16 protein-coding genes are annotated in these 14,505 nt (G+C 48.2%); 1 reads left to right on the top strand and 15 read right to left on the bottom strand.

Annotation, left to right across the window (positions count from 1 at the left end):
- Positions 1-16: 16 nt before the first annotated feature.
- From ST42_RS01835 to ST42_RS01775, 14 genes are read right to left on the bottom strand one after another with little or no spacing between them, the layout of a single operon-like run.
- On the bottom strand, positions 17-2,527 hold the full coding sequence (locus ST42_RS01835; RefSeq protein WP_042519836.1) for a MutS N-terminal domain-containing protein: 2,511 nt from the start codon (positions 2,525-2,527) through the stop codon (positions 17-19).
- 35 nt (positions 2,528-2,562) lie between these two features.
- Positions 2,563-3,000 carry a DUF4494 domain-containing protein gene (locus ST42_RS01830; protein ID WP_042519835.1) on the bottom strand — a complete coding sequence of 146 codons (438 nt, stop codon included), beginning with the start codon at positions 2,998-3,000 and terminating at the stop codon, positions 2,563-2,565.
- Positions 3,001-3,029: 29 nt separating this feature from the next.
- Entirely contained in the window at positions 3,030-4,496 is a 1,467-nt protein-coding gene (locus tag ST42_RS01825) for a hypothetical protein (protein WP_042519834.1), read from the bottom strand.
- A gap of 12 nt (positions 4,497-4,508) precedes the next feature.
- On the bottom strand, positions 4,509-5,144 hold the full coding sequence (locus tag ST42_RS13075) for a DUF4134 family protein (protein WP_052485545.1): 636 nt from the start codon (positions 5,142-5,144) through the stop codon (positions 4,509-4,511).
- Between the two features lie 12 nt (positions 5,145-5,156).
- Positions 5,157-5,429 (bottom strand): hypothetical protein, encoded by a 273-nt coding sequence (locus tag ST42_RS14200; RefSeq protein ID WP_082027986.1) that lies wholly within the window; start codon positions 5,427-5,429, stop codon positions 5,157-5,159.
- Between the two features lie 32 nt (positions 5,430-5,461).
- Positions 5,462-6,292 carry a M23 family metallopeptidase gene (locus tag ST42_RS01815; protein ID WP_042519833.1) on the bottom strand — a complete coding sequence of 277 codons (831 nt, stop codon included), beginning with the start codon at positions 6,290-6,292 and terminating at the stop codon, positions 5,462-5,464.
- 37 nt (positions 6,293-6,329) lie between these two features.
- Positions 6,330-7,055: a hypothetical protein gene (locus tag ST42_RS01810; RefSeq protein ID WP_042519832.1), complete on the bottom strand. Its 726-nt coding sequence runs from the start codon at positions 7,053-7,055 to the stop codon at positions 6,330-6,332.
- Positions 7,056-7,097: 42 nt separating this feature from the next.
- Positions 7,098-7,802, bottom strand: a complete 705-nt coding sequence (locus ST42_RS01805; protein ID WP_042519831.1) for a hypothetical protein — start codon at positions 7,800-7,802, stop codon at positions 7,098-7,100.
- Between the two features lie 18 nt (positions 7,803-7,820).
- On the bottom strand, positions 7,821-8,570 hold the full coding sequence (locus ST42_RS01800; RefSeq protein WP_156132554.1) for a hypothetical protein: 750 nt from the start codon (positions 8,568-8,570) through the stop codon (positions 7,821-7,823).
- Positions 8,551-9,042, bottom strand: coding sequence for a PH domain-containing protein (locus ST42_RS01795; RefSeq protein WP_042519877.1), 492 nt, complete (start codon positions 9,040-9,042; stop codon positions 8,551-8,553). The genes ST42_RS01800 and ST42_RS01795 overlap by 20 nt, the downstream gene beginning before the upstream one ends.
- Before the next feature lie 5 nt (positions 9,043-9,047).
- Positions 9,048-10,535 (bottom strand): toprim domain-containing protein, encoded by a 1,488-nt coding sequence (locus tag ST42_RS01790; protein WP_052485544.1) that lies wholly within the window; start codon positions 10,533-10,535, stop codon positions 9,048-9,050.
- 29 nt (positions 10,536-10,564) lie between these two features.
- The gene (locus ST42_RS01785; RefSeq protein WP_042519830.1) at positions 10,565-12,217 is read right to left on the bottom strand and encodes a hypothetical protein; all 1,653 of its coding nucleotides are present in this window, start codon (positions 12,215-12,217) and stop codon (positions 10,565-10,567) included.
- Positions 12,218-12,229: 12 nt separating this feature from the next.
- A complete protein-coding gene (locus ST42_RS01780; RefSeq protein WP_042519829.1) occupies positions 12,230-12,445 on the bottom strand; it encodes a hypothetical protein in 216 nt (71 codons plus the stop codon).
- A 40-nt stretch (positions 12,446-12,485) separates the two neighbouring features.
- Positions 12,486-13,241: a DUF4099 domain-containing protein gene (locus ST42_RS01775; protein ID WP_042519828.1), complete on the bottom strand. Its 756-nt coding sequence runs from the start codon at positions 13,239-13,241 to the stop codon at positions 12,486-12,488.
- A 243-nt stretch (positions 13,242-13,484) separates the two neighbouring features.
- Here ST42_RS01775 and ST42_RS01770 point away from each other — a divergent pair, with 243 nt between their 5' ends.
- Positions 13,485-14,138 carry a M23 family metallopeptidase gene (locus tag ST42_RS01770; protein ID WP_042519826.1) on the top strand — a complete coding sequence of 218 codons (654 nt, stop codon included), beginning with the start codon at positions 13,485-13,487 and terminating at the stop codon, positions 14,136-14,138.
- Positions 14,139-14,176: 38 nt separating this feature from the next.
- Here the strand turns inward: ST42_RS01770 and ST42_RS01765 are convergent.
- On the bottom strand, positions 14,177-14,505 hold a 329-nt coding region (locus ST42_RS01765), incomplete at its 5' end, for a transposase (protein WP_044064441.1).

The raw sequence follows: 14,505 nt of genomic DNA, 5'->3' as shown, positions 1-14,505 counted from the left end.
CTACACGTTTTTAAGGTTATCGATGAAAGGATTGCTGTTTATCTGGTTCCGTTTTCTGCTCCTTCTCTGGAGCAGCACTCGGCGTGACCATCTCTGAGATGCCACGCTTTGCGGTCTGTTTGGGTGCTTCAAGCTGGTCACAGATGGCAACTCGCTCACCGGCACGGATGAGCTTGGGCAAATAGCTGTCGAGGGCATGGTACGGAAAACCTGCCATAGCGAGAGGCTTGCCCTGTTCATCCTTTGTCTTGGTGCTCTTGGTGAGCGTAATGCCAAGAATCTTGGATGCTTTCTCTGCATCCTCCTTGTAGGTCTCATAGAAGTCACCAGTACGGAACAGCAGAAGTGCATCGGGATGTTTGCTCTTCAAGTCCAGGAACTGTTTGAGCATCGGACTGAGAGCAACGGCAGCAACAGCCTTGGTCTCTGCTTTGGTGGCTTCCTCCTTGGCTTTCTCTTCCTGCTTCTCCTTTTCCTTCTGCTCTGGAGAATTTCTGCGCTTCTCCTCTTCCTGTTTCTTGTTGGTAGCAGCCTGTTCCTCTTTCTGCTCCTGTTTGGTCTCTTCCTCGTGGTTCTCGACATTCTTTGTCTGCTCCTGAGTATCTGCCTGTGCCTCCTGCTCAGTCTTGTCGGTACCAACGGCTACAGCCTCGGTACGTTCCTTACGCAGCACATCGGCAAAGAGCGAAGCGGCAAGGTGGGTCTTGTAGTCCTGCTTGTCATCAGCAAGCCACATACGTTGCCATTGCTGACCGCTGACCTCACGAGCCTGAACTCTCTTTCCGTCAATAGTTGGGACACACAGGATGACACTGGGTTTGTTCTCAGTGGCTTTGGTCTTGAAGATGTTCACACGCTCAATACGAGCCAGCTCTTCAGCAGAAGCCTGACTCTTGAAGAGATCAACCTTCAACTCTGGCTTTTCACTGGCCATGACATAATACTTGGTGGCCATATCCTGACGCAGACGCTCATTAGCTTCGTCATTGCCTTGCTGAATGGTCGTAAAGAACTTGTTCACGTCTGCCTTGTCGGGATATACAGAAAAAGCCTTTTCGTTCTCTGGTTTGAGATACATAGCCCACTTGCCTTCGTCATCCTTCAGCATAAGGACTTTGTCAAAGTCAATAGCTCCTGAACGCTTCACGGCATCGGTAACGTCAAGCTTGGTAATGTCTTCCAACTCCCATTTGTTGAGCTTGGAAACACTTATTTCCTTACAATCGAAGTAACTGTCATCAGGATGGAAGCCCAACGAGCCATCAGTATTGTAGAACTTGACGGTATCAAAACCCTCTTTCTGAAGGGCATGTTCGATACGTTTCTTGTTCATACCGGGGATTTCATTATCCACAGCCAACGATGCACCGGCAGGAAGTACGACATCAGCTGTCTTGGAGCCAGCATCGCGGACAATGACCATCTCCTTGCTGTCCTTATTGGGTAAGGTCTTGATTTCGTCGGCAACATAGTAATGCTTGGGAATGATGGTCTTGGGTGCTTCTACATCCTGAGCATTGAGCTGACGTTTCTCTACCTTCTCGCCACGCTCTGCCTTGTGGATCATGTCGAGAGTGTTATTCACATCCTTCTCGATGGCATCGATGAGACAAGGGTCTTCCTTGAACTCACGCTTCCAGTACTCGATGTTCTTCATACCTTCCTCAGATAGCTTGGCAGGAAGTCCGAACTCCTGCATCTTGGCAGCAGTGGCTATCTCACGGACAAGCAGCTCTCTCTTCTGGGCATCCTCACTGGGTGCCTTGCCACCACGGTTGTTCATGCCCTCACGGTTCAGACGCTGAGCGTGTCCTGTAGCGGCTACAACCTGTTCCACCAAAGCATTTACATAATCGTTGTAATGCTCATAGTTTTCTCGCTTTGGTACATAGGCGGTGTCCTTCTGTGCATCATAATGAGCAACGCCTGTCGTATCGAGACGGATGGCCACGAGGTTATCACGGGTCTTCAGGATGAAATCATTGATGGAAATCTCAGATGACGTTGCCTTGATTTCTCCACGGTCGGACAGACGGCCACGCTCCTTGACCTCCTTGTCAAAGGCATCCTTGTCAACCATCGGAAGGATTGTCTGCTCGATGTTGAACAGCATACGAACCTCTCGGTTGCGGATTCCCTTGTAGTCGGACTGCTGCTCTGGAGTCAGAGCCTTGTACTCGTCACGGCTAATCTTCACTTCAGGATCAGCCTTGCTCTGGTATTCATTCCAGTTGTACCAATAGAATGGCACACCTTTCTGACCTGACTGCACACTCTCACCACGCTTCTTGGCTTCGGTGAACAGGGTGTACTCGTTGGTCTTGTAATTACTTTGGTCACTATGCAACCCAAGAATAATGGCATTGAATGGTGAGACGGTCACACCTTTCAGGTAGAACTGAGGGGCTTTCTTGCCGTCCTTGTTCAACCACACGCCACCATTCTCCTGTGCTTTGTCGAAGGCCTTTACGAGAAGTTCCACCTGTCTTTCGGCGGCATTCTTCTCCTGCTGATTCTTTTCTGTCATACTGAATATACTTTTGATTTATTCCTTTAATAGAATTACTTATACTCCAGAACACCAAGCACTTTCGTCTCTGCGATTGACTTAATTTCCCAATCAACCTGACTATCATCCATGTGTTCACGGAGCAGCTTATCGGCCTCCTTGGTATCTTCGGCATTGACGTACATGATTTGAGGAGAGAACTTCTTCTGTCCTGTCTCATCATCTTCCGTCACAAGAGCTACGACGGCTTTGTACCAGTGGTTATCCTCGGCTTCCGTACCCTTGATGATGTCGGACACTGCCTCACGAGAGATGGCCGTGATGTCAAAGTCTCGTGTGCCGATAAGGTCTGTTGCTGCCTTGTTGGCACGTTTCTCGGTCTCGGTGAAGCTCTCGGCATCTACCAGATACTCTTCACTGACCTTTTTCTTCTTTCCGTCATCCATCACCTTGGAGTACTTGACGCGGAACTTATACCAGTTTCTTTTCATATTTCACACTGTTTTTAATCGTTACACTATTATCTCTGAGCAAGTGTGCGCGTTTCGGTTCTCTGCTGTGCCTCATAGTTCTCTGAAGCCAACTGACGCATCTGGTCATGCTTGGCAAGAACGGCATTGGCAAGGGTATTCAATGGCAATGCGCCCTGATTAAAGGCATCTACGACATTATCCGTGAGGGCTATGGTGCAAGGCACTTTATCGATGGCAGCTATCAGACAGTTGCCTTTAATCTGGGGCTGTGAGATACGTGGATTGAGCGGTTCATCAGGATAGACCTTGTAGTTGACACGACCCGCTGAAGCATCCTGTGCCTGGCCAATACCTTTGTGATTATCGATGGCTTCGTGACCAGCTTTATTCAGGAGATTGAGACCTCCCATGCCTACAAGCACCATCTTCAGGATGGGATTCCTGACAAACATTCCAGCCACAATACTGGCAAGAGGCATCAGATTGTCTTTCAGTCCCAGGGACTTTGTCTTTCCCGTGAATGCTCCCAAGATCATGTCTGGAAGCATGGCAAGGATATAGCCGAGGTTGTGGCCAATATCGGACATACCATTCAAGCCGAAGGAGCTGAGCAAGCCAGTCCATCCGCTTTGGTTAGTCTGTTGTGGCAGTTCCTGTTCCGTCGCTTGTGTGGATTGGGGTGCTGGAGTCTCAGTTGTAATTTCAGTGGAAGGTGCAGGTCTTACGTCCTCCTCCACTTTTTGACTTGGTTTCGGCTTTTGCTCTGTTGACTGAGCTTGTTCCGTTTTCTTCTTTGCCTGCTCTGCGAGATACTGCTCCCTGTATTCGGGAGCAATAATCAGCGGAACGTCTGGTTTCTTCTTGCCTTCAGGTGTAACCTTAGTTCCTGTTGGCGTATATTCCGTACTCCCTCCGAAATGGTCTAAGGCTGCATTCAGCCCGACATCTACACCCACGAACTTGGCAGCACTTGACCAGCCACCGCCGAAACCACCCATAGAAAGGAAGTCTGCCGTTGCTCCTAAAGCATAGCCGGTTCCTTTCTCCAAAGCAGATGGGTTGTAGCGTTTCTCTGCCTGTTCCGTGATATGGTTCTCCAGTGGCGACTTACTCATGGCCTGTGGGAGATAGAAGATGGTGTTGGTGGCAGCCTTACGCATGATATATTCAATGGATGACTTAGGGACTTCATCCTTGATCATCTTGTCAATCATCATCTTCTCTATCTCTGGTGTGACCGTGACATGCTGTTTTTTCAGCTCAGCCTTTACCATATTGATGTAGTCCTCCGTATGCTTGGAGTTCCACTTCCCCGTATAGCGAAGGGCATCAAGGCTTGCAGCTTGGGCTGACATGCCTCCATCGGGACCGGCTGCTCCAGCCATGATAAAGGACAAGCTGCTGGTATGTCGGCCAATCTCTTCCAACTGCTTATGACGAAGGTCTGCCATCACCTTATCCATGATGGGCAGCACCTTGGTACGGAAGAGCTTTTCGTTTGATGATTCTGCCATAGTTTTTCCTGATTAGTTGTGTGGGAGATTTCCAGCCGCACTCATCATCTGATTGAAGGTGCTGTAGTCCATGTTGCCACTCCAGTATTCACGCTGGATATAGTCGAGTGTACGACCATAAGTACCTTCTGCTCCTGCCCCGAAATGCTCATAGATATTGATAAGCTGGTTGGCAATAGCCATATTGGTTCCTTGCGGAAAGGTAATCCAGTTACCTGTCCTGTCACGGATAGAGGGTATGTCGGTGATAATACCGCTTTGTGAGATACCGCCTTGGTCAGAGGCAAGGAAGCCATCGCCCGTACCGCTTGTTCCTGAACCAGTAGAACTGCCGCCATTTCCAGACATACTGCCGTCAATGCCGAAGAACTGGGGCAAAGCAAGGGAAAGGCAAACGAAAGTAAGCGCACCGCCAACGGTCATCGTCATACGTTTGGCTGTGTTCTGGGGATTGGTTTGCATGGTGTAATACACGGCCAATGCCCCGACAACCGCAATGATAGCAGCAATGACGTAGCATAATGCGCGTACATACGGCATGTAGGTAACAACACCGTCTGCGGCATCACTGATACCAGAGGTTCCGGCATCAGCGAATGCTACAGGGGTGAACAAATTAGATATGGCAAACAAATAAATCTTCTTCATACTTCTCTTGTTCTATAAGTTAAGCTGACTGAGTATCTGCTCCCTGGTCTGCTCGATGGCATTGTGATAGACTTCCATCTGCTTTGGGAAATACTCTTCCAGCCATTCGTCTTTTTCAATATTCTCGTTGATGAACTTGATGGCTAACTGACGGTCAATCTCGATGGCCGCTTCACCAGCCTCGCTGTTGTTGAACCAAGCCTTCGTCCACCATCTGATTCCGCTTCTGTCGGGATAGACACTGACCAGCCTCGGTATATCAAAGCTCTGAATGTCTATTTCCAGTTCGGCAAGGGGATCGACAAGCCCACTGCTGGCTACGGCTTCGTCATAGGCTTTTTTTTTACCGCCTGACTCATGGTGCTCAGAAATATCTGATGACGGAGTGCCATATAGTTGAGGAAGTCCGCAATCAGGAGGTTCTGTACCTTCTCTGCCAACGGGATGCTACGCATTCCCATACCTAAAGGATTGGCCATGCTTGGAAGCGTCTCGAAGAAATAGTTCTTCATGGCAGACATGGTGAAGATGTTGCGTAGAGCAAGTTCCGTATGCTCTGGCAAGGCATAGATTCCTGCCGAGAGGTCTTGCATGTAGTCCGGGAACCACCGCATCATCAGGTCTTCAATCTCTTTCTGGTCTTTGTCGTACATCGTATGCACATCCATGTCGATAGTCACGAACTGTGGCACAGCACCAGGAGTACCGTTCTGCTCCAAGGCTTTCATGTTGCCGTAAATCATCGTCAGGAACTCCAGCGGATTCAACTCCTCCCCGTTGTACTTGACTTCAATGTGTAACATGTCGGCAGAGACAGCGACAACCTGACCAGCTTTGACTTCGGTCGCATAGTTGGCAAAGACATTACTGAGGTGTGCGTATGTCACCTCGTACTTGCCATATCGGATAACCTGATAGATACCGTGAACGGCATCATTGCCAAGTCCTGAGACCTTGCCTGTGGCAATGGCAGAAAGCAGATAATGCTTTACTGGAAAGTCCACCCCATGATGGAAGAACGTCTCTCCTGTCTTGGGGTGTTTCTGCTTTCCGTAGCCTAATGACATCTCTACGTCTTTTCCTTTCTCCTCGAACGGCATACAGTAGCCACTGTCCGACTGGAGCATCATTTCCTGAGTATATTTCATTGCGAATTTGTTTTTTTAATCGATTGATTTCTTCTGACTATCGGGAACGGTGAATGACTTCACGCTCTTCCTCTGGTGCATAGACAACTTGGGGCTGTGGCTGAAGCATCTGCCCCTTCGCCACGTTTCGCTGTGGGTCATTGGGAGTCTGCGGTTTCTGCTGTGCCAGACCACCTCCAAGTGCCTGATGCAGACTGGAGTTATTGCCAATCATCATCATGCCAAGCAAAACACCAGCAATCTTACCCATCCATCCGAAACGTCCGAAGATGAGAAAAGCCGACGCAACAAGGCCAAGTATACTCATACCTGAGACATTTCCGCTGAAGAGGTTACTGAAGAAGTTGCTGAACATGTTCCCGCCGTTGCCTCCAGTCATATTCCCAAGAAAATTGCTGATACCACTCAGGTTGCTGTTGGCTCCATTGACGGCATCGCTGACACCGTTCATGGCATTGCTTGCCGTTTCGGTCAGTCCGCTGACGGCATTACCGACTCCTTCCACCTTCTCCCCCACGCTGTCGATGGTATCTGAACCTACGACGGCATCACCGACAATCCTGGCCACACTCTTGTCTGTGGTCAGTTTCTCCCATGCGACATAGCCAGCAGCTGTGCCGACGGCGGCTGTCTTGGTGGCCGTACCCAGTCCCTTGATGGTCTGTTGGGGATGAAGAGCACTATGGCCGACGGTCTTTACCGTTGCCTGTGCGCCACGTCCCATGAATTTCAATCCGGCTTTTAATACTGTTGCCCAACTCATATTCTTATCTGTTAGAGGTTACTTTTATGAATCCTATACACCTTAGTGCTTTGCAGCCCGTTTCCAGCGCAACATGCTTTCCTCGACGATGCTTTTCTTGTCGGCTCCAGTCCGAGCGTTATAGTCTATCTCTGCCCAGACATCGCCCAATGAGGTGTATTTCACCGCCTTGGTCAGTCTCTGCAGCTTCTTATTCATCAGCTTCAGCTTGGGTCTGATACCGAAAATGACTTCCATGCGTTCCTTCTCAGTCATCTTGGTATCTGAGAGGCATACCTGTCTCACGTCATTGCATATATCCACGCTATTGAGGATAATCTCACGGTAGATCTTGTTGCGGTTTGACGAGAGGGCTACGGCAAGGGCGTTACTCGGATGGGCACTCAGCTGTTTGCTGAAAGCATCGAGGTTTCCTATCAGGTGGTCTATCTCGTGATAAAAGCCATAAATTTGGGCTGCATACATGATGATGCCATGAAAGTTGTCGAGGTAGTTGTTGAACTCCTTCTGTAGGTCGGTAGTGGCATTCACCTCCTCTGTAATCCAGATATGGCCAGTAGATTCTAACAGCATCATCTCTTCCTGCTGCTTCAGCTCTTTCTTGGCTTTGTCTGTATATAGGAGAATCATGGCTGCCAAAGTCGGGTCTTGCCCTTGCGCATGAATGTGGCTCCCACCAACTCCCCATAAAGGGAGGGCGAGAGTCACTATCAACAATATGAAGAACTTATGAAAAAACCTTTTCATCCTACTTTCTTTCCTGCATTAGGGGGTCACTATTCTTGAACATCTTTTCCACCGCCTGAGAGAGGCTTCTGCGATTTCTCCATTAGTGCGGTCAAGCATCCCCTCTGTGGCATTCTCCCAGACATCCATCATCGTGTAATAGCGGATGGAAAGACTGAGCTGACATAGTTTCTTATTGAAAGCAGCCAGTCTGTCATTGAGTGCCCAGAGTGTCTTGCTCCGTTCTGCTCCTGTGAGCATGTTCTCTGTGCCGCCTTTGGCTATGGCATCCTTCAATGTCGTATAGACGCTGACAAGCTCTGTAGCCGTCTCGATGTAGAGGTTGTTCATCGACATAGTGGCCACGATGCCCTGGGGATTATTGCTGATGGCTTTCCTCAGATTACAGAGATTGATGAAAACCCTCACGCCATCGTCATAGAGCGTGGTACAGGCTTTCAGCGTACTGGCATAGCCATCGACGGTTTTGAGGTACTTGTTATACTTCTTCTCCCAAGAATGGATCATCGTAAACTCTGTCGCGATGGTGTTCTGAAGGAGTGCCGTCTTTTGCTCGTCCTCAATCTGAGCCTTAATCTGGGCATTGATGAGTTCATTGCCCTCCGCAAGGGCAACATACTCCAAGGGATTACTGGATGCAATCTGAGCACCAGCCCTGTTGTAGCCAAACCACAAGAGGGCAAATGCCAGGAGTGCTACGATATTCCATCGGTTGTCATTCATCTGCTCGCCAAAGCCCTGTATTTTGTTATCTGTTGGTGATTTCATATACTCCTCTGCGTTGTTTGTTGTATTCTACTCGCTCTCTGATAATTCCTACTACGTCCAATTTCTCACGTACACCGTAGATGTCAAGCTTGGGATTGGTTCTGTCACCACTGTAGATGCTGATAGTCTTCAATCCGAACAGTTGCTCCATGATGCAACGTTGCTCACAGAAGTCCACGATTCGGTACAGTTCGATGTAGTCACTGGTACGATGGAAGATGCCATGCTGGATGATGAGCTGTTCTGAGGAAACGATGAACTGGAGTTTGCTCAGGTACAGACAGCCATAGAGCATCATCAATGTTGTCACACTACCCAATATCAGGAAGGGCATCTTGAAAGTAATGGCCTCGTGACCTGCTACAAGGAACAGCACAAGACTCACAAGGAACATGAAACCTTGTGAGATAATGTACTGTCCCCAATGAGGACGTAACGTGATGATGTGGAATCGTCTTACTGTCTGCTGCATATCATTCATCTGCGCATACCATGATGCTTGGTTTCTTCACTCTCGTTGATCTCTACATTGCCGTCTGCATCCAAATCGACACCGGCAGAGACTTTCTTTTCTTCATCTTCCGCTTCTGCCTCTTCCTTGACTCCAAGGGCATCTGCCAATTCTTTTCTGAATGTCTCACCTGCCTCTATAGCTTTAGCCTTAATACCCTCCTTATCCTCTGGTGCCACCATCCGCGAGTGCTGCATAGTGTAGGCATCTTCATAAAGGGTCTCGTAATGGGCGTAGAGCTGCCACAAGGACTTGGGAAGAAGGTCTATCTGACTGTCATTGGGATGAAGCACATCCTTGACACTTGGTATGTCATCAGGATGCTTGCGGAAGGATTCGACATACTCCCTGAGTTCTTCCTTCACATTCTCCTTGGCAAGAGGATTGTCCCGTCTGGCTATATTGGCTAACAACTCTTCATTGAAGTCTTTGTAGCCGTCAGATGGTTCCTCTCGCACAATACGGTTGCTTGGGATGTTAGCCTTTTCAGCCAATTCCTTGAACTGCTCAACGAACTTCTTTCCAGCATCGTCCATATCGAAGCCGACGTGGAAAGTGGCATCCTTGGCGGTTTGTATCAGTCCTTCCAGTTGTCTGGAAGAAGGATTGCCTCCAGTCGAAGCAAAGACTCCGTGTGAAAGTTCCTTCTTGGCTTGGGCATCGAGGTTACTGTCTTTTCCCATTAGGAGCTGGTGGAAGGCCATAGCATCATAGGCACTCTCAAAGATGAAGACACGCTTGGCATCCTGTAGTTTTGTGGCTTCAGGACTGGATAGCCAAAGCCCCTCACTGGCATTGGAACCCTTTGCTATGCCTTTGTACGATGTGCCATCAGGCTTCTTGCGTCCTCTTTCCTCCAGACCGACAATCGTTTCATCCTTGCCGGGGATGGTCATCGGGAAAGCGAGATTCCTATATACCTTGCCATCCGTACCCTGACGTTCTGCAATAAAGAAGTCCCTTCTGAATGCAAATTGAGTGGCGAGATTCAAGCCTCTTGACTTGAAGTATGGGTAAAATGGCTTATGAGTGTTTTTGTCACCGCCCTCGAATTTGTGAAGCGTATAATCTTCCAAGTTAAAATCTGCCTGTTGCTGTCGCTCAGTCACAATTTTTGTTTCCCTATCTTCAATAGGGTTATTGAGTAAGCGGTTACAGACAAGATTGACGAGACGGTCTTTATCCATACCAGGAGTGTAATCAGAGAACATTTCTGGATGCTCTTTGATGAACCCGATGATGTTGTAGTTCTTGTGCGTAGGTGGTTGGAAGCAGCACTGGCCATTGGCAGTAACGATGAACTTGTCACCGTGTATGCGTCTGCCAGTACTGTCCAAACGTACATACGACGGGTAGCGCAAGCCATCCCGCCTATTGAGCGTATAACCAGCATCTACCAGTACTTCCTGAATATTCAGGCGTTGTTTGAAGTCGTCGTAAGTGAGTTTTGCCATGTTATCCTAAATCTTTTTACCTTATATTTCTATCGTCCAAGTCCGACACCGTGCATACCGGCATTGACTCCTGCATCAAAGGCTCGTGAGGCGATGTCCTGTGGAGAATCGACTCCAGGCTTAAAATAGATGTGTGGTCGTGGATCATGGTCGTGATGATGCTCCACAAATACAGCAGGGCCGCTGTGGTGCATGTGACCCAGCTCACCCATAACGGCAAGACCAGCAAGCAAGGCTCCACCGATCTGTGCGCCAATGCCAGCATGAGAACCAGGCACATTCTTCATATCCACCTCATTGAAGATATGACTGAAGAGTTTCATGCGATGGTAGTCATCGATGGCCATGAACTTGTCGTACTGCTTCTGGGTAATCTCATGGGAGATAGACTCTCCGTTGATGACTGCTGTCATGCGATAGAGGTTGTTTCCCTTTGCGTCCTTCTGCTGCTCACCCTGCTCATTACGGACTGGCTCAACCTTGATGTCATCCACCGTGACCTCACGACCATGCTTGCCCTCACGATACCATCCTTTTCCTTCGTTGATGTCATAGAGACTCTGGCCATCTACATGGGCAACAGTCTTATCCTCTGGCTCTCGCTGTACTGAGAGTGACGGGTCGAGAGGCTGATGAACGCCTTGAACATTGGTCTGCTCCAGCAAGAGGCTTTGTCTCTGGTCGAGTTCTGCTGCCACTTCTGGCTTCAACGTGATACCTATATGTTCCTTGCTGTTGAGCATATCCATCGTTATCTTGTCGTTGAAGTCAGCCTTGATTACATCATTGATGATGTCAAGACGTGCCTGAACAGAAACTTCCTTTACGCTGTTGCTGTTGAGCTTCTTCAGCTCTTCCTCAGTCAGGTCATATACAAAGTCCTGCTTGGCTCCAGTTGACTGGATGGTCAGGGTCTTCTTCTCTGGATCAATAAGGATTCCGTGACTGTCTAAGCATTCACGGAACTTCTCATTGGTGAAATAGACCTTGCTCGTGATGAGTTCATTGTATGGCTTGGCTGGTTCAACAGGTCTCGGCTTCACCTCTACAGGCTGGATGACCGTCTGAAGATTGGCCAACACATCCTGCGATGGCTGTACCACCTGTGTTTGCTGTCCTTTGTAATAGAAGCCGTATGCACCGCTCTGGAGTTCGCCTGGTTTCATTCGTCCATCAGGACGGTCTGGAACCATCGGAGCACCTTGCATGAACAAGGCTCCTCCAACTCTGCGCATGTGCCAGCCTTCCTGCTGACGTGGTGTCCAGCCAAGGAATCTGCCATGGTAAGGATCCATCATCGGATGGAGTCCTCGTCTGTCCCAAGGCAAACGTCCGTATTCGCCAACACCGATACGATAGCCATGAAGTCCCATAGCCACTCGACCATTGGCATTACGTGCATGAACAAAGCTTCTGGGCAGATAGAAGTCATTGGAGAGTAATCCTGCTAAGGTGTTATATGCCTTCTTGTTGGCAGAATTAGTTCCCCAATCCACCATGGCTCGCATCTGCTGCTGGTTGATGGGGTATGTGAGCAAAGGACTGTCATGTCCCTGCACGGCAAGGGCAAAGCCATCCCCCTGACGAACGATGTGCGCTTGCATACCGTTACGTCGGAGGATGTCCTGTAGCTCTGGTGCCAAGTCATGCCCCATAGGTAATGTGTTTGATCTGATAGACATACTATTTGCGGTTTAGTCTTCTTGTTCGTTCTCTAACTGATCTCCCTTCCACTCGACAAACTGCTCTGCGCTTTCCTCATTGATGGTGAGACCGCGCTCCCTGCAGAATGCAGTGTATTCCTCCTGCCATTCAGGGGAATGATGGTTGACATAATCAATCCAACCATATTCGCCGCTCTGGAATTTCTCCACAAGCTCGTCCTCTGGGTAATACTTTGTTGCTGCCATTGTTCTTGTTTTTATTGAGGTTTTACTTGCATTCGATGGATTAGCGTTGCATCACACGCATACCCATCTTCTTCTGTTCCTGCCACAATTCTTCACTGTAATCTTCCTCGTGAACATAGTTCAGGTCGCCATTGTCATCTGCCACCCAGCAGCCAAAGGCACCAAAATTGTAATTGTCCCACTCACGCTTGGCCTCACGTCGCCATGTCTGTTCGTCACCAGCTGCGAAACGGATGCCTGTCTTGCTGTTGAGATCAATACCGACGGAAATCTCCTCGTCATCCTCATTGAGAATGGACAGAACATCACCGTTCTGGAGTTTCTGCATCTCTGCTCCTGTGAGGTGGTAACGGTCTGACACATACTGCATGTTGCGACCGATGACGGGCATAGGAACACAGAGAACCTGCTTGCTTTCAGGGTCTATCTGAAAGAATCTCTTGCCACCAGCTTCCTTGTTCTCCTCATTACTCTCCAGATAACCGATGATGGCCTTACCTTCAAGAAGTCTCTGCTTTTGCTGTTCGTTAAACAGATTAAGGTTGCACTCATCGAGTTTGGGATAGAAAAGCACATCGACACCTCCTTCTGGAGTGCGTACCAGACTGAACCTTGTACGGGCAGTCTCAGTTTCACCATCCTCGGTGGTAACAGTAATAGGTAACACGGGAGAGCGACGACCGTTGTAGATGTTCTGGAGGACATCATAAGGAAGGTCTTCTACCATCTCCTGCGTGAGTCCGAAACGTTCGAGTGTGCCGTAAGGCATCTCGCTTTCTTCAAAATGATTAATCATACTTTGTTGATGTTACATTATTATACTTAATTTCTATGCGGACAATTTTGCGATGCAAATTTATAGCATGTTTTTATAATAGGTTGTAAAAGCCATGTCTGCAAGGATTCGATTTAAGAAGGTTTAATTTAATAGTATGAAAATTCCGCAATAATCATACTATAAACACAAATAAAGTTAGAGTGTAATCGTTATACGAGTTGCTATTCTTTCTATTCAAGAATAGTATCGTACCTTTGCAGCATGAAAACAAGCAAACTCATCCTATCATCGGTCTGCGCCATGTTCCTGGCCATGCCGACACATGCCCAGTTCAATACCATTGGCACGACCAACAGTAAGCGTATAAAAACAACAAATCCGCCAAAGTCAAACGAGACTCTGACGGACAGTGTAGTATTAAACAATCCAGAGAAAACAAGCCGAGAGACAGTCGAGAACAATGAAGCATCAAATTCTTCAAATGTGGTGACGCTCGTTTCCCTACCCCTCAAGAATATCCGCATCAACTCAGGCTTCGGAATGCGTAGGCATCCCATCTACCACAAACAGATGATGCACAATGGTATTGACCTACATGCCAGACATGAAGATGTGCTTTCGATGCTGCCAGGCACTGTGCTAAAAGTCGGCTATGACAATCGCTCAGGCAAATATGTGACCGTTAAGACGGCAAACTACACCGTCAGTTACTGCCATCTGTCTGAACAATACGTAAAGCCCAATGACTTCCTTTCAGCTGGAGAACCATTGGGATTGACAGGTAACACTGGTGCATCTACTGGTGAACACCTGCATCTGACAACAAAAAAGGATGGCAAGGCATTTGACCCGACCATCCTTATTGACTATATTCGTTCTGTAAAGAACTCGTCGATGAATAACCTGAATTTCTGACTTCTTTATCAGAATCCTTCAAGAACCTGTTGGCGGAATTAATTTAGTGCATACTTAATTCTGCCAATGGGCTTGTCGTTAATGAAGTTTACGTATTGCAGAATGGTAAGTGCACTAATTTTGCCAATGATTCTGGCAAACAAGCCATTCGTTATTTTCGCGTAGTTCCTGATGACCAGGAACTGGTCTGTAAGTTGTGAGAATATTGTCTCAATCCTCTTTCTTGCCTTTGCAAACGGAATGAATGTCGGTTTCCAGTCCTTTTGGTTGAGCCGATACGGACACTCCAGTCTTATGTGTGCGGTTTCGAACAAGTCAAGCTGTACGTCAGCTCCAATATACCCTTTGTCACCATAGATGCTACAGT

The organism is Prevotella pectinovora, from assembly GCF_000834015.1.
GTDB classification, from domain to species: Bacteria; Bacteroidota; Bacteroidia; order Bacteroidales; family Bacteroidaceae; genus Prevotella; species Prevotella pectinovora.
Note: the sequence above shows the minus strand (reverse complement) of the source record. Positions and strands in the feature narration are given on the sequence as shown.

Excerpts from the sequence above, each read along its gene's own strand:
- ST42_RS01800 (WP_156132554.1), bottom strand. The coding sequence starts at position 8,570 with ATGAAATCACCAACAGATAACAAAATACAGGGCTTTGGCGAGCAGATG.
- ST42_RS01815 (WP_042519833.1), bottom strand. The coding sequence starts at position 6,292 with ATGAAATATACTCAGGAAATGATGCTCCAGTCGGACAGTGGCTACTGT.
- ST42_RS01835 (WP_042519836.1), bottom strand. The coding sequence starts at position 2,527 with ATGACAGAAAAGAATCAGCAGGAGAAGAATGCCGCCGAAAGACAGGTG.
- ST42_RS01805 (WP_042519831.1), bottom strand. The coding sequence starts at position 7,802 with ATGAAAAGGTTTTTTCATAAGTTCTTCATATTGTTGATAGTGACTCTC.
- ST42_RS01830 (WP_042519835.1), bottom strand. The coding sequence starts at position 3,000 with ATGAAAAGAAACTGGTATAAGTTCCGCGTCAAGTACTCCAAGGTGATG.
- ST42_RS01790 (WP_052485544.1), bottom strand. The coding sequence starts at position 10,535 with ATGGCAAAACTCACTTACGACGACTTCAAACAACGCCTGAATATTCAG.
- ST42_RS01795 (WP_042519877.1), bottom strand. The coding sequence starts at position 9,042 with ATGCAGCAGACAGTAAGACGATTCCACATCATCACGTTACGTCCTCAT.
- ST42_RS01770 (WP_042519826.1), top strand. The coding sequence starts at position 13,485 with ATGAAAACAAGCAAACTCATCCTATCATCGGTCTGCGCCATGTTCCTG.
- ST42_RS01775 (WP_042519828.1), bottom strand. The coding sequence starts at position 13,241 with ATGATTAATCATTTTGAAGAAAGCGAGATGCCTTACGGCACACTCGAA.
- ST42_RS01810 (WP_042519832.1), bottom strand. The coding sequence starts at position 7,055 with ATGAGTTGGGCAACAGTATTAAAAGCCGGATTGAAATTCATGGGACGT.
- ST42_RS13075 (WP_052485545.1), bottom strand. The coding sequence starts at position 5,144 with ATGAAGAAGATTTATTTGTTTGCCATATCTAATTTGTTCACCCCTGTA.
- ST42_RS01785 (WP_042519830.1), bottom strand. The coding sequence starts at position 12,217 with ATGTCTATCAGATCAAACACATTACCTATGGGGCATGACTTGGCACCA.
- ST42_RS01780 (WP_042519829.1), bottom strand. The coding sequence starts at position 12,445 with ATGGCAGCAACAAAGTATTACCCAGAGGACGAGCTTGTGGAGAAATTC.
- ST42_RS01825 (WP_042519834.1), bottom strand. The coding sequence starts at position 4,496 with ATGGCAGAATCATCAAACGAAAAGCTCTTCCGTACCAAGGTGCTGCCC.